This window comes from Gammaproteobacteria bacterium (assembly GCA_041395445.1).
In the GTDB taxonomy this organism is placed as follows: Bacteria; Pseudomonadota; Gammaproteobacteria; order Xanthomonadales; family Marinicellaceae; genus NORP309.
Genome location: JAWLAO010000002.1, coordinates 204,747 through 223,082 on the forward strand (window position 1 = coordinate 204,747; position 18,336 = coordinate 223,082).

The 18,336-nt window shown below is 38.3% G+C and carries 16 protein-coding genes and 3 pseudogenes; 14 read left to right on the top strand and 5 right to left on the bottom strand.

The window, feature by feature from the left end:
- Positions 1-11: 11 nt before the first annotated feature.
- Positions 12-778 (bottom strand): annotated as a pseudogene (locus R3F25_04275) (SDR family NAD(P)-dependent oxidoreductase).
- A gap of 14 nt (positions 779-792) precedes the next feature.
- The gene (locus tag R3F25_04280) at positions 793-1,821 is read right to left on the bottom strand and encodes a M14 family metallopeptidase (protein MEZ5496032.1); all 1,029 of its coding nucleotides are present in this window, start codon (positions 1,819-1,821) and stop codon (positions 793-795) included.
- 156 nt (positions 1,822-1,977) lie between these two features.
- Here R3F25_04280 and R3F25_04285 point away from each other — a divergent pair, with 156 nt between their 5' ends.
- The 7 genes and pseudogenes from R3F25_04285 (at position 1,978) to aroA (ending at position 9,545) form a co-directional block, all read left to right on the top strand.
- Positions 1,978-2,910, top strand: a complete 933-nt coding sequence (locus R3F25_04285) for an ABC transporter ATP-binding protein (GenBank protein MEZ5496033.1) — start codon at positions 1,978-1,980, stop codon at positions 2,908-2,910.
- Positions 2,910-3,644, top strand: coding sequence for an ABC transporter permease (locus R3F25_04290; protein MEZ5496034.1), 735 nt, complete (start codon positions 2,910-2,912; stop codon positions 3,642-3,644). The genes R3F25_04285 and R3F25_04290 overlap by 1 nt, the downstream gene beginning before the upstream one ends.
- Positions 3,645-3,654: 10 nt before the next feature.
- On the top strand, positions 3,655-5,505 hold the full coding sequence (locus tag R3F25_04295; GenBank protein ID MEZ5496035.1) for a Gldg family protein: 1,851 nt from the start codon (positions 3,655-3,657) through the stop codon (positions 5,503-5,505).
- Positions 5,495-6,487 (top strand): DUF4340 domain-containing protein, encoded by a 993-nt coding sequence (locus R3F25_04300; GenBank protein ID MEZ5496036.1) that lies wholly within the window; start codon positions 5,495-5,497, stop codon positions 6,485-6,487. Before R3F25_04295 ends, R3F25_04300 begins: the two co-directional genes overlap by 11 nt.
- On the top strand, positions 6,474-6,866 hold the full coding sequence (locus R3F25_04305) for a DUF423 domain-containing protein (protein MEZ5496037.1): 393 nt from the start codon (positions 6,474-6,476) through the stop codon (positions 6,864-6,866). Before R3F25_04300 ends, R3F25_04305 begins: the two co-directional genes overlap by 14 nt.
- Positions 6,867-7,117: 251 nt before the next feature.
- Entirely contained in the window at positions 7,118-8,233 is a 1,116-nt protein-coding gene (gene hisC / locus R3F25_04310; GenBank protein ID MEZ5496038.1) for a histidinol-phosphate transaminase, read from the top strand.
- Positions 8,145-9,545 (top strand): annotated as a pseudogene (gene aroA, locus R3F25_04315) (3-phosphoshikimate 1-carboxyvinyltransferase). The gene hisC and the pseudogene aroA overlap by 89 nt, the downstream one beginning before the upstream one ends.
- Before the next feature lie 194 nt (positions 9,546-9,739).
- On the opposite strand, the gene R3F25_04320 reads toward aroA, so the two are convergent.
- Complete coding sequence (locus tag R3F25_04320; protein ID MEZ5496039.1) at positions 9,740-10,009, bottom strand: transposase; 270 nt, start codon at positions 10,007-10,009, stop codon at positions 9,740-9,742.
- Positions 10,010-10,241: 232 nt separating this feature from the next.
- Between R3F25_04320 and R3F25_04325 the strand changes: the two genes are divergently transcribed.
- The 5 genes and pseudogenes from R3F25_04325 to R3F25_04345 all read left to right on the top strand — a co-directional run bounded on the left by R3F25_04325 (position 10,242) and on the right by R3F25_04345 (position 13,787).
- Positions 10,242-10,466, top strand: a complete 225-nt coding sequence (locus tag R3F25_04325; protein ID MEZ5496040.1) for a ribbon-helix-helix protein, CopG family — start codon at positions 10,242-10,244, stop codon at positions 10,464-10,466.
- Positions 10,466-10,867 (top strand): type II toxin-antitoxin system VapC family toxin, encoded by a 402-nt coding sequence (locus tag R3F25_04330; GenBank protein ID MEZ5496041.1) that lies wholly within the window; start codon positions 10,466-10,468, stop codon positions 10,865-10,867. The genes R3F25_04325 and R3F25_04330 overlap by 1 nt, the downstream gene beginning before the upstream one ends.
- Positions 10,864-11,546 (top strand): annotated as a pseudogene (gene cmk, locus R3F25_04335) ((d)CMP kinase). The gene R3F25_04330 and the pseudogene cmk overlap by 4 nt, the downstream one beginning before the upstream one ends.
- Before the next feature lie 150 nt (positions 11,547-11,696).
- The gene (rpsA, locus tag R3F25_04340; GenBank protein MEZ5496042.1) at positions 11,697-13,361 is read left to right on the top strand and encodes a 30S ribosomal protein S1; all 1,665 of its coding nucleotides are present in this window, start codon (positions 11,697-11,699) and stop codon (positions 13,359-13,361) included.
- Between the two features lie 123 nt (positions 13,362-13,484).
- The gene (locus R3F25_04345; protein MEZ5496043.1) at positions 13,485-13,787 is read left to right on the top strand and encodes an integration host factor subunit beta; all 303 of its coding nucleotides are present in this window, start codon (positions 13,485-13,487) and stop codon (positions 13,785-13,787) included.
- Positions 13,788-13,789: 2 nt separating this feature from the next.
- Here the strand turns inward: R3F25_04345 and R3F25_04350 are convergent, their stop codons facing one another.
- Both R3F25_04350 and xseA read right to left on the bottom strand, forming a co-directional pair.
- Complete coding sequence (locus R3F25_04350) at positions 13,790-14,374, bottom strand: YigZ family protein (protein MEZ5496044.1); 585 nt, start codon at positions 14,372-14,374, stop codon at positions 13,790-13,792.
- Positions 14,371-15,735, bottom strand: coding sequence for an exodeoxyribonuclease VII large subunit (xseA, locus tag R3F25_04355; protein ID MEZ5496045.1), 1,365 nt, complete (start codon positions 15,733-15,735; stop codon positions 14,371-14,373). Before xseA ends, R3F25_04350 begins: the two co-directional genes overlap by 4 nt.
- A gap of 76 nt (positions 15,736-15,811) precedes the next feature.
- Between xseA and guaB the strand changes: the two genes are divergently transcribed.
- Together guaB and R3F25_04365 are read left to right on the top strand one after the other, a co-directional pair.
- Positions 15,812-17,272: an IMP dehydrogenase gene (gene guaB / locus R3F25_04360; GenBank protein MEZ5496046.1), complete on the top strand. Its 1,461-nt coding sequence runs from the start codon at positions 15,812-15,814 to the stop codon at positions 17,270-17,272.
- Positions 17,273-17,503: 231 nt separating this feature from the next.
- Positions 17,504-18,211 carry a hypothetical protein gene (locus tag R3F25_04365; protein ID MEZ5496047.1) on the top strand — a complete coding sequence of 236 codons (708 nt, stop codon included), beginning with the start codon at positions 17,504-17,506 and terminating at the stop codon, positions 18,209-18,211.
- The last annotated feature ends 125 nt before the right edge of the window (positions 18,212-18,336 follow it).

Sequence of the window (18,336 nt, forward strand, 5' to 3'; positions counted from 1 at the left end):
GAAGTTGTAGTTTATTTGGCTTGTAACCGAATCGCTCCATCCAAACGAATTACAGAGCCATTCAGATAGGTATTTTCAACGATATGTTTCATTGTGTCGGCAAATTCTGCCGGATTTCCTAAGCGTGAAGGAAAGGTACGGCCGCTCCCAATGCAGCTTTAACATCTTCCGGCATACCTGCTACCATCGGTGTCATAAATACTCCGGGTGCAATTGTCATCACACGAACACCAATGCGGGTGAATTCTCTTGCCATTGGTAAAGTCATACCGACGATTCCGGCTTTGGATGCAGAATAAGCCGCCTGTCCGATTTGACCTTCATAAGCAGCAATCGAAGCTGTATTTATCAAAACACCTCTTTGTCCATCAGCATCAGCTTCATTATTTTGCATAATGTTTGCGGCAGTTTTGCATATATTAAAACTTCCTATGAGGTTAATATTTATTGCTTTGGCAAAATAGTCGCTAGCCATAGGTGCTTCACGTCCTAATACTCTTCCGGCTGATAAAACACCGGCACAATTAATTGCGACATTAAGTCCACCCATGTTTTCATTAGCAGTTTGGCAAGCATTAATGACGCTTTCTTCATTGCTCACATCGGTTTTTACAAAAAATGCTCGTGAACCGAGTTCTCCAAGGACTTCTTTGGCAGCATCTTCGTTAATATCCAGCAATGTAGCACTTCCCCCTTCGGAAATAATTTTTCTGGCGCAGGCCAGTCCGAGTCCGGAAACACCGCCGGTGATAATTGCTTTAACACTATTGATTTTCATAATTTACCTTTATCTTAAATATATTTGTCTAAATTAATTCTTTGCATGATATAGCACAGACAATCTTGTCTGATTGCTGAAATTTTTTGAGTAATCATTGATGGGATAAACTTGGTTTTGGAAACAATCTTGTTTTGCTTAACTTCAAAGTAGGTATCAGTTACATCGTTTCCATTTTCATCGGTGACGATGAATGGCATGCATTCTTGCTCTTCCAGTTTTGAGCAGAGATGTCCAAACGCCTCTCCTGAATTGATTTCGTGGAAATTCAAGACATCCAAGTCTTTTGTGAGCATAAAAGCATGGTCGTGTTGTTCATAGCTGATGTCGATTTCGGGTTTAACTTTGACTGTTGCAACAATTTTATAAACCTTTTGGTGTTCCAGAATTCCCGGAACGTGAGATAAGTTGGTTTGTTCCATGAGTAATTCCAAAAAAGTATGGGTTTGTTCAGTTCCGTCTGATGCTCCTGACAAACCACACTCAACAGTTACAGACGGACAAAATGGAGCAAAAGCTCCTGACTGAATTCCATAAGGACTGGTGAAATAAATCATTGTGTCAGAGAATAATGAAGCTAAATTGATGAAATCTTTGTTTAAAACATTGATGCCCGAATAGTGAGGATTTCTGCCCGAATTATTATGGATATCCACACTGGCAAACGGATTCAGTTCTTTCATGATTTCAGTAATCTCCTGCATTGTTTTTGCAACAGGATATTCTTGCTTGAAGAAGGTATTTGGCCAGGATCGATTAAAGTCCGGTTGATTGTCCAATGATCTTACGTTATGTCTGGCTGCTTGTACATTTCCAAATAAAATACTAATCGAACGATGTAAGCCTTGTTTGTGGTTATTCAAATAATCCCGTAAGGCATCCCAGCCGGTATGTTCATCTCCATGTTGCAGGATTGATATAAAAACCGGTCTCTTGATTTTACCTTCCAAATGAACCAATGTATGATTATCAATTTTTTTGTAAAGTTGATCAGCATTCAGCTTTAACAAGCCTTCAGGCAAACTATCAAGTTGTCTTATCATAAATATTGAACTTTCCGGAGTTGAAATATTCTAAAATTCCGCAATGAGGGTGCGGGGTGTAATTTCTTGATTTTTGAATCAAAATTTAGTAAAAATAGCGACCCAATATTCTAACATAAAAGTTGTTTGTAATTAAAAATATATTTTGAGGGAAACATGATTGAATGTAAAAATCTAAGTAAAAGATTCAACCAGTTTGTTGCAGTGGATGATTTGTCATTTGTTGCAAACAAGGGTGAAGTTCTCGGTTTTCTTGGTCCAAATGGTGCCGGAAAATCAACAACCATGAAGATGATTACCGGTTTTTTACAACCGACTTCCGGAAGTGTGAAAGTTTGTGGTATTGACCTGTTTGAAAATCCAATTGCTGTTAAGCAAAAGATTGGTTATTTACCTGAAGGAGCTCCCAGCTATGATGAGATGAAAGTTTGTGACTTCATCAGATTTATAGCAAGAATGCGGGGAATCGACAAAAGTCAAATCAACACCAAAGTGGATGAAGTTGTTGATCGAATCAATCTGGCAAAAGTCTATTATCAACGTATCGAAACACTTTCAAAAGGGTTTAAACGCCGAGTGGGTTTGGCACAGGCAATTATTCATAATCCGGAAGTGTTGATTCTGGATGAACCAACAGATGGTCTGGACCCGAATCAAAAACATGATGTTCGCGAGTTAATAACATCAATGGCAAAAGATAAGACTATAATTATTTCAACACATATTCTCGAAGAAGTTCACGCGGTTTGTGATCGGGCTGTGATTATTGCTGATGGTCAAATTGTTGCCGATAACACGCCGGGTGAGTTGGAAAACATGTCACGATTCCATAATGCGGTTACATTTGATGCCAATATAGATTTTTCTTTATTGGACGAAATTAAAAATCTGAGCTGTGTTAGAGATGTTGAATTTGACAGCAAAAAAAGCAAGACAACAGTATTTCCGGCTCAGGGAATTTACATTTTTGATGAAATTAGTGACTTTTTGAAACAGCACAACATTTCTGTGACTCGTCTTACAATGGAAGCGGGAAGATTGGATGAAGTGTTCAGAAGCATTACTTTAGAAAATAAGGAGGTGGCATAATGAGTCCTATGAACGCAGTTATCAGACGTGAATTGCAAGGTTATTTTTCAACCCCGATTGCTTATGTTTTTATTGTTATCTTCTTAATCCTCAGTGGTGTGTTTGCATTTTATCTCGGAGGCTTATACGAGCGGAATCAGGCTGATTTAGCTCCGTTTTTCGGGTTTCATCCCTGGTTGTATTTATTTCTTGTACCTGCTGTGTCAATGCGGATATGGTCTGAGGAACGTCGAAGTGGCAACATTGAGTTGTTAATGACATTACCGGTTTCACAGAAAGATCTGGTGCTTGGAAAGTTCTTCTCATCGTGGATATTTGTTGGAATTGCCTTATTTTTGACATTTCCAATCTGGATATCAATTAACTATCTGGGTGAGCCGGATAATGGCATGATATTTGCCAGTTATATCGGTAGTTTTCTTCTGGCAGGGGCTTTTCTTGCCATTGGTTCGTGCATTTCGGTTGCCAGTAAGAATCAGGTGATCGCATTTATTCTGACGGCGGTGATATGTTTTGTATTTTTGCTCGCCGGGTTGCCATTAGTGTTGGATTTCTTCTCATCATGGATGCCTCAATTCATGGTTGATACCATTGCCTCCACCAGTTTTCTCAGTCACTTTGGCAGTATCAATAAAGGAGTGTTGGATTTAGGTGATTTGGTTTATTTCGTTATGGTCATTAGTCTATGGCTTTATGCGACATCAGTATTGTTAGACATTAAGAAAGCGGATTAAGGAGGAAAACATGAAATCTAATGCAACAAAATTATTGATACTTTTGGCAATTTTTATGCTGGGTTCAATTATTATCAGCCAGTCGGGAATATTTTCCAGAACCCGACTCGATTTAACCGAAAACAAACTGTTTACTTTAAATGATGGAACCAAAAACATTCTCCAGAACATTGAAGAAAATGTTCATCTGAAACTTTATTTTTCTGATGAAGCAACTCATAGCATTCCGCCGCTGAGAACTTATAAAAATACAGTTATGGATTTACTGAATGAAATGCAACGCTATGCGGATTCAAAATTACAAGTTTCCTTAATCGATCCGAAAATATTTTCACCGGAAGAAGATGAAGCCTCGCAGTATGGTTTACAAGCACTGCCCGTTGGCGATGGCGGTGAAAATGTGTTTTTTGGCTTGGTCGGCGAAAATACTTTGGATTCTGTTGAAGTGATTCCTTTTTTACAACCGGATCGAGAGTCTTATTTGGAGTACGATATTGCACAATTGATAAATAATCTCAATAACCCTGAGAAGAAAACAATTGGTATTATGAGCTCAATAAATGTTCAGGCGAAGTTTGATCAGCAAACCGGTGAAAGAGTCGAAGCACAGGTTTTTGCCACACAGTTGGAAAAGGATTACGAAGTCAAAAATATTGAGATTACTGCTGAAGTTATTGATAGTGATATTGATGTATTGATGCTGATTCATCCTAAAACTTTGAGTGATAAAACATTATTTGCCATCGATCAATTTGTAATGAAAGGTGGAAGATTATTGTTATTTGTTGACCCGCATTCTCAAGCTGAAGATGTTCCGCAGGATCCACAAAATCCTATGGCTGCTTATCAGGCTGATAGAAGTTCCAGTCTTGATAAATTGTTGAATGCATGGAATGTCAAATTCGATCCGAAGAAAGTGATATTGGATGATAAATTTGCGCTCAATATTCAAACCAGCCAAGGCGGGCGACCCACCAGACACCTTGCATATTTAGCGTTGGAGGGTGAATCTTTTAATACTGAAGATATTGTTACTCGCGAACTGAGTACAGTTAATATTGCTGCTTCGGGGTATTTTGAAGGAGAAAACTTACAAGCCATTTTAAGCAGTTCAAAATTGGCTTCTACAACGGATACTGATAAACTCAAGTTTTTGTTTGATCCTTCAACATTATTTCAGAATTATCAACCGGATGACAAAAACTATATTTTGGCAGCCAGACTCAGCGGTGAAATTAAAACGGCTTTCCCGGATGGAATCGAGGGTGTGAGTAAGGAATCGGTAGTTCAAACCTCAGAAACTCCTAAAGTGGTGCTTTTTGCAGATACTGACTTTTTATTTGATCAGATGTGGGTGAGAAGTCAGAATTTCTTTGGCCGCAAAGTTTTTTCTGCGTTTGCGGATAATGGCAACATGATAATTAATTTATTTGACAACATGGCGGGTAGTCCTGATTTGATAAACATTCGGGGAAGAAAGAACTCTGCCCGACCTTTTACCAAAGTGATGGAAATTCAAAAGGCATCAGATAAAAAATTCAGAGAGCAGGAAAATGTGTTGAAACAAAGACTGCGTGAAACTGAAGAAAAGCTCACTCAAATTCAACGTGAAAAAGGACAGCAGAATCGTTTGATTCTCAGTAAAGAACAGGAAGAAGAATTGAGGAAGTTTCAGGATGAAAAACTGGAAGTCCGTAAAAAGCTTCGTGAGGTTAGACGTAACTTGGATAAAGATATCAAAGACTTGGGTAGTAATTTGAAAATTATCAACATTGGCTTGATGCCATTGCTAGTGAGTTTGTTTGGAATTTATGTTTTATGGTTACGCCCTAGAAAAAAAGGAGGTCACTATGAAAAATAACGCACTATTGGTTGGAATTTTATTGGTTTTGGCAGTTGGCAGTTATTTTGTATTATCGGATAAGGGAACTGATAATGATACTACCCGGTTGTTAGTTCCTGAACTGCAAGATCAAATCAACGAAATTAACGGAGTTGTTATCAGTAAAAATGATAAACAGGTTAGTTTGTCAAAAAAAGATGGAAACTGGGTAGTTGCTGAGCAACAGGGCTTTATTGCTGATGCCAATAATGTGGCAAACCTGCTTTTGGAACTTCGCAAGATGACGTTGAAGCAAAAGAAAACATCTAATCCTGAAAACTATCACCGTTTACAACTGGATGAAAGTGGCGTGCAAGCAGCTACAAATGTTGTTCTAAAAGTTGATGATATACAATTGGTGGAAATTGCGATTGGGAAAAAGTCACAAACAGGAAGAGGAACTTATGTCAGATTAAATTCCGATGAGCAAACATGGTTAGCGAGTGGTTCACCAAATATCAAGTTGGAAAGCAAGGATTGGATTGTGACAACCATTCTGGATATTGACAGCAGTTTAATAAAATCGGTGAGTTACAAATCAGAGGATTCAGATTTTAAATTAAGTAAATCATCACCTGATGAAGAAAGTTTTACTTTAGAAAATACTCCCGATGATAAACAAATTAAATCTTCAGCGAATTTAAGTGATTATGCAAATGGTTTGCAAAAATTCAGTATCAGCAAAGTGATTGATAAAACAGAATTTGTGAAATCAGACTTGAGTGTTCAATTTGAAGAGTTTTCCGGAACATATTACACTCTGGAAATGGCTAAAGTTGATGAAGATTATCTTTTGAATCTGAGTCTGGCAAATGCAGAGTCTATTCCTGAATTTGTCAAAAAACTGCAAAACTGGACTTATGTCATTCCTTCCTATAAGTTTGATGCTTTGAATAAAAAAATTGATGACTTGCTGGAAGATAAAACCGAAGTCGGTGCAGATGACAATGCAGAAAGCTAGTTTATCGAAAATTTCATTTATTATTGCCGCTGTCTATGGAATGACGGCGGTCATTTTGGCTGCAATGGGTAGTCATTTTTTCAATATCGAAAGAGGTTCCGCTCAGTACTTGTTATTCAACAATGCGGTTATATTTCAGATTTTGCATGCAATTTTATTATTGTGGCTCAGCACATTTAAAGAACCAACTTTTTGGATTCGCTCTGCAATTGTCAGTCTGTTGACAGGTATTTTGCTATTTTGTGGTGGTTTGTTCATTTTGGTGATTATCGGTAAAACGGCTATATCGTGGGTTACTCCAATTGGTGGAAGTTTGTTGATTTTGGCATGGTTAAATTTAAGTATTGTGGGCTTTAAAAACTTTTTTGAACAAAACTAATGAGGTATATTCATAACTAAAAACGGTGATAATGTAGCTTAAATTGGCTATCTTTTTCTATAAAAATCAATCTGTAGTATGACTAGAGATTCAATTTTCATAAAAAAAACCTAGCTCAATTTACTTCTCCATCTCATCCGCCCTTAGTTATGAATATGCCTCAAATAGCTTTTGTAATTTCTTCCCAGAGGTTGCTTTATCAGACAATAAAAGTGACAATAACGGGTTTTGAAAACCTATTAAATCCTGATATGTTCGATTATAAAACTCTCGCAGTTAAAGGAGTGCAAAAACTCAGTCCGTATATTCCCGGAAAACCGATTTCCGAACTGGAAAGGGAAATGGGAATCTCCAACATCATCAAACTGGCTTCCAATGAAAACCCTTTGGGTTCCAGCCCGAAAGCTATTGAAGCTATGCAAAAAGTGATTACGGAAATTGAACTCTATCCGGATGGTAACGGTTTTGAATTGAAAAAAGCCTTATCAGCCAAGCATAATATTTCAATAGATGGTATCACTTTGGGAAATGGCTCTAATGATGTTTTGGTGTTATTAGCAGAGGCTTTTCTTACGCCCGAACTGAATGCGGTGTATTCACAATATTGTTTTGCCGTTTATCCGTTAGCAATTCAGGCTGTTGGCGCCACTCATAAACAAATTCCGGCAAAAAGCTGGGATAGCGATTCGCCGTTAGGACATGATTTGGAGGCAATGTTTGATGCCATTGATGAAAACACACGACTGGTTTTTATTGCGAATCCGAATAATCCAACCGGCAATCATTTATCAGAATCCGAGTTGAAAAACTTTATTGCTAAAGTTCCTGAAAATGTGATAGTTGTGGTTGATGAAGCCTATCTGGAATATTCTTCAGATGATGAAATAGTTGACGCCAGTCTTTGGCTTTCGGAGTTTAACAATTTAGTCGTTACCCGAACATTTTCCAAAGCTTACGGATTAGCCGGTTTGCGTGTGGGTTATGCCTTGAGCAATCCGGATATTGCTAATGTTTTAAACCGCATTCGTGAGCCGTTTAATGTCAATTCTTTAGCTTTAGCTGCGGCACAAGCCGCGATTGATGATAAGGATTTCTTGCAAAAATCACTGGTTGAAAACCGTGAAGGCATGCAAATACTGCAACAAACTTGTGAAAAACTGGATTTGCGTTTTGTTCCGTCAAAAGGAAATTTCTTGCTTGTTGATTTTGCCCAAGAATCCTCAGGAATTTATATGGAATTGCTTAAACGAGGAATTATCACTCGCCCGGTCGGAAATTATGGATTGCCTAATTATCTGCGCATCACCATTGGCACCCAAGCGCAAATGCAAAGGCTTGATAAAGCCATGGAAGAAGTTTGTGGCTGAAATTAAAAATACACTGATTTCAACTCCGCAAAAGAAGTTGGAATTAAATTGTGATGTCGTTGTACCGGGTGATAAATCCATATCTCACCGTTCTATGATTTTAGGTGGATTGGCTGAAGGTGTGACCGAAGTGAGTGGTTTTCTGGAATCAGCTGATTGCCTATCCACCATGCGAGCGATGCAAAGCATGGGTGTGAAAATTGTCAAAAAAGATGATAAATATTTTGTTCATGGAATCGGGAAAAATGGTTTAAAACCACCAAACTCCGGCAAAATTGATTGTGGCAATTCAGGAACAGGAATGCGTTTGCTTTCAGGTGTTTTAGCCGCACAAAATTTTGAAAGTGAAATATTAGGTGACAAATCATTAAATTCACGTCCAATGGGACGAATTATAAAACCCTTGGAAATGATGGGAGCAAAAATTGAACCTGATGAAAATGAAACCGCCCCATTGAAATTTTCACCGATTGAAAAGCTTAAAGCTATCAATTATCAATCGCCGATTGCCAGCGCTCAGGTGAAATCCTGTATTTTACTTGCCGGTCTTTATGCCGATGGTGAAACAGTGGTTTCAGAACCCAAATTATCCCGAGATCATACCGAAAATATGTTGCAAGGATTTGGTTGCAAGTTGAGTGTGGATAAGCAAAATCTAACTGTCAAAATGCAAGGTGGACAAACACTCAAAGCCACTAAAGTTGTTGTTCCGGCAGATATTTCATCCGCGGCGTTTTTTATGGTTTTGGTATGCTTGTCGGAAAATTCGCAACTCACTTTTAAAAATCTATGTGTAAACCCCAGTCGTTCGGGTGTGATTGATATTCTTAAACGAATGGGTGCCGATATTTCTATCGTGAATGAAACAGTGCAGGCAGGCGAATCCATTGCCGATGTGGTCGTCAAATCATCACAACTTCATGGTATCGAAATTCCGCATGAATACATCGCTTCAGCAATTGATGAGTTTCCGATTCTGTTTATTGCAGCTGCTCTGGCAAAAGGCGAAACCAAACTCACCGGAGCGATTGAATTACGTAAAAAATAAAGCGACCGCATCACTGTTATGGCGGATGGTTTAAAAACATTGGGTTGTGATTGTCAAGAACTGGAAGACGGAATCATCATTCAAGGCGGAAACTTATCTGGTGGTACTGTTGACTCAGAAGACGACCATCGTTGTGCCATGAGCTTTTTAATCGCCGGACAATTTGCAGAAGGAAATATCACAGTAAAGAATTGCGAAAACATTATGACATCTTTTCCGAATTTTTTGGAAATTTGTCATAGCCTCAATTTAGAGATAAGATAGTAATTTAATTCTCAGACTCAAAATATTTGCACTATTTAATAGTGCTCAATGTACAAACAATACTATTGAAAGTTGAAAATTTCTTTTGTAATATATACGAAAATAACAAATCCATTAAAATATTAAATTGGGATGTGGTACTGAGGGCCTAAGTTAGTAGGTTTGTTATTACTATTTTTCAAATTATATCACTATTAATGAAACTTGACCATTACACTTTTGGCACGCCATAATTCTTTTTTCAGCCTTTGGATTTCTTGTTGCTCAGCTGTCATTGCTTGAGTTCCTTGGGGTGTTTTTCCGTGAATTTCATCAATATATTGCTTTTTCCAGCGACTGACCGCTGTTTGACCAGCACCTGATATATCCATGACTTGCTTGTAGGTATAACCTTCTTCAACCATCAATTTGGCATAATCACGACGCTGCTCAACCGTAAATGATAATCTTTGTTTCTTTGACATTATCTAACCTCTGTTTTCAGTATTATATAGGCTAAAAATGTGTCCGAGTTTATTAGACCACTACAACATCAATAAAGTTATTATTGAAGTACCACAAGTGATATTTTGTAATGAGTTTGAATAATCGTGGTCTATTTGAAAAGCAAGGAAGCTCTTATTTATTCTGCAGGTTGACATAAGTCATATATTTGCAGATAATGCACATATAACAAATATATGTGAGGTTATCTATATGGCACAGTTGCATTTTTATCTTCCTGATGCTTTGGCAGAAAAATTGAAGAAAAAAGCCGAAGAGTCACATTTATCTGTTTCAAAATATATTGCTGAACTTGCTAGAAAGGAGTTGGAAAACAAATGGCCTGAGGGGTATTTTGAACTTTTTGGGGCTTGGGAGGGTGAAAAATTGAAAAGACCTAAGCAGTTGTCCTTTGAAAACAGAGAGTTGTTCGACTGATGTATTTACTTGATACGAATGTGTGTATTCATTTATTGAATCATAGTCACTCATCAATTCATGATAAGTTTATGCAACAATCTCCTTCTGAACTGGCACTATGTAGTGTTGTGAAAGCAGAACTGATTTTTGGGGCCAGAAACAGTTCTAAAGTGGAGTCAAATTTAAAATTATTGAAAAGTTTTTTTAAACCCTTAATCAGTCTTCCCTTTGATGATAAAGCAGCAGAAGAATACGGTATTATCCGAGCAGATTTAACTCGACAGGGTAAGATTATTGGTCCTAATGATTTAATGATTGCATCCATTGCAAAAGCTTTTGATACTACATTAGTTACGAATAATACGAAAGAATTCTCAAGAATTTCAAATTTAAGAATTGAGGATTGGCAAGAGCAATGAACGCAAAAAACATACCAGTCATAACCGTCGATGGCCCTTCCGGAGTAGGAAAGGGCACTTTGGCGTCTTTATTATCCAATTATCTGGGCTGGCATTTGCTGGATAGTGGTGCGATTTATCGAGCGATTGCTTTAAAGGCTCTTAAAACTGAAACAGATCCAATAGATGTTGAAACGCTTGTCAAGTTGGCCGGAGAACTGGATTTATCGTTTCAATCTATCCCGGGCGAACCTGCTTCAGTATTTCTGGATGGTAAAAATGTCAGCAATGAATTAAGAACAGAAACATGTGGTGCTATGGCATCCCAAATTGCTCCAATTGCTGAAGTCAGAGCCGCTTTATTACAACGTCAGAAAGATTTCAGACAAGCTCCCGGTCTGGTTGCTGATGGACGCGATATGGGCACTGTTGTCTTCCATGATGCACCAATTAAGTTCTTTTGACCGCAAGTGCCGAAGAAAGGGCGAAAAGACGCTACAAACAGTTGAAAAACAAAGGGGTTGATGCTAATATCCGCGCTCTTGAAAATGAGATAGCGGCCAGGGATGAAAGGGACAGCAACAGAAAAGTCTCTCCACTAGTGCCGGCAGAGGATGCAATTATCATTGATACAAGTGATATGAGCATTAATGAAGTTTTTCAGTATTGCCTGAAAATTATCAAAAAAACATCTGAATAATCTCTCAAAGAATTTAAAGTTTAAGTCGTCATCGGCAATGAGCAAATCACAGTCAGATGATGTTTACTAACGAGTATTGTGCAAAAACAATACAGAAACCCGATAAGACATTAAATATGAAATTTGTCTTATCATTGAAAGAGCTAATATATGAGCGAAAATTTTGAACAGCTGCTTGAGTCAGACCTGACTACAAAAAACTTACTTCCCGGAACTATCATCAAAGGTAAAGTCATTGACATTGAAAATGGCTATGCAGTTATTGATGCGGGTTTGAAATCTGAAGGTGTTATTTCACTGGACGAATTCAGAAACGATGATGATGAAGTTGATGTTGAAGTGGGTGCTGAAGTTGAAGTAGCACTTGAAAAATACGAAAACGGCTATGGACAAACCATTCTTTCTCGTGAAAAAGCCAAACGTATGTTGGTATGGGAGCATTTACAAGTTGCTCACGACAATGCAGACATCGTTTTAGGTAAAATTACAGGTAAAGTTCGCGGTGGTTTTACCGTTGATATGAACGGTGTAAGAGCCTTCTTACCGGGTTCATTGGTTGATGTCCGTCCTGTCAGAGATCCTGGTTACCTCGAAGGTAAAGACTTGGAATTCAAAGTTATCAAACTGGATAAACGTCGTAACAATGTCGTTGTTTCACGTCGTGCAGTTGTTGAAACTGAATACTCAGAAGACAGAGATAAATTGCTGGAAACTCTGGTTGACGGAGCAATTGTTAAAGGGATTGTTAAAAATCTTACTGATTACGGTGCGTTCCTTGATTTGGGTGGAATTGACGGTCTGTTGCATATCACTGATATGTCTTGGAAGCGTTTCAATCATCCTTCGGAAGTTGTTGAAATCGGGCAAGAGCTTGAAGTTCGTGTTCTTAAATTCGACAAAGATAAAAACCGTGTTTCATTAGGTCTGAAACAATTGGGTGAAGATCCTTGGAAAGATATCGCACGCAGATTGCCTGTTGGTTCACGCATGTTTGGACGTGTGACTAATATCACCGATTACGGTTGTTTTGTTGAGATTGAAGATGGAATCGAAGGTTTGGTTCACGTTTCAGAAATTGACTGGACAAACAAAAACATCAATCCGGCGAAAGTGGTTCAACCTGGTGATGAAGTTGAAGTTGCTATTCTGGATATCGAAGAAGACAAACGTCGTATCTCATTGGGCATGAAACAATGTAAACCAAATCCTTGGGATGCGTTTGCAAGTGGTCATGAAAAAGGTGATGTTGTTTCCGGTAAAATCAAATCAATCACTGATTTTGGTATTTTCATCGGTCTTGAAGGCGGAATTGATGGTTTGGTTCATTTGTCTGACATTTCATGGAATGAAGCTGATGATGTTGCGATTCGTAAATACAAAAAAGGCGATACTGTAGAAGCCATGTTATTGGTAGTTGACTCAGAGCGTGAGCGTATTTCATTGGGCATCAAACAAATGGAACAAGATCCTTTCGGTTCTTATGTTGCAAGTCATCCTAAAGGCAGCCTTGTTAAAGGTGTTGTTAAGGAAGTGACAGACAAAGCAGCTGTTGTTGAACTGGAAGAAGGTGTTCTGGGACAAATTAAAGCAGCTGATGTTTCTAAAGACAGAGTTACTGATGTTTCAGAAATCCTGAAAGAAGGCGATGTAATTGAAGCTAAGTTTGTCGGAATGGACAGACGTAAGAAAGTTTTGACCCTTTCAATCAAAGCCAAAGAAGCTGATGAAATGAGTCAAGTTCTTAAGGATTATAAGGACGCAAGTTCAGGCACTACAAGCCTGGGTGACTTGTTAAAAGAAAAAATGGATCAATAATTGAGATAGATATTACACAAGGTAATTGATATCTGATAAAATTGTGAGCAAGAAAGCACCTATTTTTATTTAGGTGCTTTTCTTTTTGTTTTATGTGTTTATAATAAGTAAGCTATGAAGAGTATAACCAGATCCGAACTCATTAACATTCTTTGTGATAAATTTGCCGACTCCGGTCTTTTGAAGTCGGATGTGACTTTGTCCGTAAAAGAATTGGTCAATACCATGAGTTCAGCGATTGCATCCGGTGATCGTATCGAAATAAGAGGGTTTGGAAGTTTTACTCTAAGAGAAAGAAAACCACGCATGGGTCGCAATCCGAAAACCGGTGAATCCGTCGCTTTGGGTATTAAGTATGCACCTCATTTCAAACCAGGGAAAGATTTAAAAGAAAGAGTCATGGATTCTATTCAAAATAAGAAGTAATTTTATACTTCTTTTGAAAAAATTATATCTCCTTTGCATAAATTCACAGCTTGTGCTTTGAAAGTTTCGATTTCTTCACACAAAATTCTTAGGTGCAATTCAGCTCCGTTATTATTGTAATTTTCACGAACAATTTCAGCATCGAAATTTCTGACCAAATTATAAATGCTCTGTGTTAATGCAAAAGGTACTGATAAAGAAAATCCTGAATAATGCTTTATTGGTTCAAAAGCCGCCTGTTGCAAACAACGACTCACCACTCCTCCGTAAGCTCGCATTAAACCTCCGGTTCCCAGTTTGATTCCACCATAGTGCCGAATCACCAAAGCAACTGTATTATCAAACTCCTGACCGGTAATCGCATTGAGAATAGGTTTTCCGGCTGTTCCTGATGGTTCACCGTCATCATTGAAGCGATATTCCTGCCCGATTTGATACGCCCAGCAGTTATGAGTTGCAGTCAAATTAGAATGTTGTTGCAGAAAACCCTGAGCCTGTTGTACGGATGCAACCGGGGACACGATTGCAATAAACGTGCTTTTCTTAATAATTTCCTCTAATGTTTCAGTTTGTAATAGCTGTTTCAACGACTTTCCTTATTTTTTGAATGATAAGTTGTTATGACCGTCGATTGGATTCGCCCTTTATCAACGATAGATTCAATAACATCGCCAACACTGACATCATCAGTTGATTTGATAATACTTTTACTATCAGCTTTTAATGTGATGGAATAACCTCTCGAAAGTGTTGATAACGGGCTGAGGTTGTCTAAAGCATGGGAAAGATTCGCAATTTTGTTATGGTTATTATCCAGCTTTTGTTGCATGGCATTAGCGATTCTTTTTTCAGCTAAATTCATTGAGACTTTATTCTCGCCAATGGCAAAGTCGTGTTTTTTTAGTTTCAATAAAACGTGGTTGAGTTTTCGGTCTCTTTCATCATTTTGGTTATTAAATAGAGATTTCAACTTATCAAAACGATTTTGCAACTCTTTTTTCTCTGTCAAGATTCTGACTTTGGGGTGCGATTTTTGTAGTTTATGAAAGTTGATGTCTAATTGTTGAGAATAGTTGTTGAGATGGATTTGCATGTTTCTTTGCAGAACTTTGATATTGTTTTCCAGTCGGTTTTTCAGGTTTTCCATATCCGGTGTCAACAATTCAGCAGCGGCACTCGGAGTGATTGCTGAAACATCTGCGACCAAATCAGAAATTGACGTGTCTCTTTCATGCCCAATGGCAGATACACAAGGCGTGCTCAAATTAAATAGGGTTTGAGCAATAGAAACATCGTTGAAAGTCCATAAGTCCTCCTGAGAGCCACCACCGCGAGTGAGTAATATCACATCATGCGAGCCGATGTCCGCCATCAATAAAGCATCAATGATTTCTCCCACTGCATTATCGCCCTGAACCGAAGCATGATATATTTTAACTTCAAGCAAAGGGTTTCGACGTTTTATCACATTCAAAACATCCCGAACAGCAGCCGATGACTGAGAAGCCACAATTCCTATAGAATTGATAACTGATGGTATTTTTTTCTTTTTGGAAGGGTCAAAATAACCCATGGATTCCAGTTTGATTTTTAACTCGGCAAATGCTTTTGCCATATCGCCAATTCCGGAAGATTCGATGCGTTTGACGATAATTTGATAGTTCCCTGTTTTTTCAAAAAGTGAAACCTGCCCGTAGACCAGCAAGTTATCACCGTTTTTGACTCTTTGGTTAGCAAAGTTGGCATTCTTGAAAAAAGCACAACTCACAGAGGCGTTTTCGTCTTTCAGAGAAAAATAAATATGTAAATTCTGATTGCTATTGGCATTACTGACCTCTCCTCGAATCCATACCGAACCCAGCTCGCTTTCGAGTAATTGTCTGGAAATATGATTCAAACCGGCAGGTGTGAGTGCATTTTCGGGAGTTTTTCCTGAATTTATTGGCATCTATTTTTTATTCCTGTGATTGGTTATGGTAGAATGCGCCGAATTTTTTATAAATTCAACCTTCGGAGTTTGTATCATGCGTATTATCTCAGATGCTCTTACCTTTGATGATGTTTTGCTCGTTCCTGCCTACTCCAATATCTTACCCAAAGATGTTGACTTGTCCACCCGATTGACTGAAAAAATCCGGTTAAATATTCCTCTGATTTCAGCGGCGATGGATACAGTGACGGAATCCAGATTGGCAATTACCATGGCTCAATTAGGTGGTATTGGTGTGATTCATAAAAACCTCAGTATTGAAGAACAAGCCAAAGAAGTCAGTATTGTCAAAAAATTTGAAACCGGCGTGATTAAAAATCCAATCACCGTTACTCCCGATACCAGCATTCGTGATGTTTTGGAAATTACTAGAAAGCACCGTATTTCGGGCGTTCCTGTTGTTGATGAAAGCGGATTGGTCGGAATTGTAACCAGCAGAGATATGCGTTTTGAAAGAGTACTGGAAGATCCGGTTTACAATATTATGACTCGTAAGGATAATCTGGTAACAGTTAAAGAAGGAGCGGAAACCGAAGAAGTCAAGCAACTGTTTCATAAACATCGAATCGAAAAGGTTTTAGTTGTTGATGATGATTTTCAACTCAAAGGCTTGATTACCGTAAAAGACATGCAGAAATCAAAAGAGCATCCTTTGGCAGTTAAAGACGAGGATGAACAATTGGTTGTTGCCGCAGCCGTCGGTGCCGGTGGAGATACCGAAGAGCGCTGTTCAGCATTAGTGGCAGCCGGTGTGGATGTCTTAGTGGTTGATACGGCTCACGGTCATTCTCAAGGTGTGATTGATCGGGTTAGGTGGGTTAGAAACAATTTCAAAGATGTCCAAATTGTTGCCGGAAACATCACCACCGGAGAAGCAGCCCTTGCATTAGTAGAAGCCGGAGCCGATTGTGTGAAAGTTGGTGTTGGTCCCGGATCAATTTGTACCACACGAATCGTTGCTGGAGTCGGAGTTCCACAAATTACAGCTATTGATAATGTCGCTCAGGCTTTAAAAGCCAAAAATATTCCATTAATTGCTGATGGTGGAATCCGCTATTCAGGCGATGTTGCTAAAGCCATAGCAGCGGGTGCGAGTGTGATTATGGCCGGTGGATTATTTGCCGGAACAGAAGAATCACCCGGTGAAGTTGAATTATACCAAGGCAGGAGTTACAAAGCCTATCGTGGTATGGGTTCACTCGGAGCAATGGACAAAGGCTCAAAAGATCGCTATTTCCAGGACGAAGTGAGTGCGGAAAAATTGGTTCCCGAAGGAATCGAAGGGCGAGTGGCTTATAAAGGAGCATTGGCACCTGTAGTCCACCAGTTGATGGGTGGTTTGCGTGCTTCCATGGGATACGTTGGTTGTAAATCCATTGAAGAGATGAAAGAAAAACCACAAATGGTTAAGATAACCAATGCGGGGATGACGGAGAGTCATGTTCATGATGTGAACATCACAAAAGAAGCACCCAATTACAGAACCCGCACTTAATTATTGGTCTATTGGTTTATAAATGCTCAATTACAGCGTTGAAAAATAATCGTTTATTCAATATAAACTCATATTTTTCGCCTTGTCCTTGAACATTTCTAATTCCAATATACTCAATAATCCAAATTTTTAAAATCCCCTCTAGAGAGGGGATTTAGGGGTGTGTTGGTTAATATAGAGTATACTAGTCAAAATATTTTATAAACTTCCACTAATAATAGGAGACTAAAAATGTCTAATTTTAAAGTTATGTTTTTATGCCTGATACTATTTTCAAGTTGTGGTTATGCAGGAAAACCCAAATACAAGAAACTTCCCTTTGATCAAAGAGCAATGTATGGAGGTATTAACAGACAAGAGATGCCTGAACTAAAAATTGCAGATAAACAATTTATTGAAAATGTTTCCAATACTTTTAATGGAGATTTGAAAATGGCTGCACAATATTTTGTTGAAGTTGGCTTTGAGTATTACTACAAAGATGATTTGCCAAATGCAATGAGAAGATTTAACCAAGCTTGGTTACTAGATGCAGAAAATCCTGAAGTTTATTGGGGGTTTATGGCGGCACTTGCTGATGCAGAATATTTTTGTGAAGCAAAAAAAATGTCTGATATAGCGATATCTAAAGGGTTGTCGAAAAATGGTTTCTTCGCAGATGCTGGAAAGATATATACGGGTTGTGCTTTGACAAATAAGAAACTATCAAGAAAAGTTAAGAAACAATACTTGACGGAATCTGAGGAATTGTTTCAAAAAGCATATCAGCAAGATGAAGATAAAGGTTATGCACTAACATTTTGGGCGAGTTCAAGATTCGCTCAAAAAGATTATAAAGGTGCATGGGATAAAGTAAAACAACAAAGAAAAGTTGGGGGAACTGCTCCAACTGAAAAGTTTTTAAAAAAATTAAAGAAAAAGATGAAAGAACCTAAGTAGTGAAGCTCTGTGTTACTTGAAAATGATTAACACACCCCTGAATCCCCTCTCAAGAGGGGACTTTAGGTTCTCGTCTTCGCTGGAATGAAGAGGTGAAATATATAAAAACAACCTTCATGAACTTC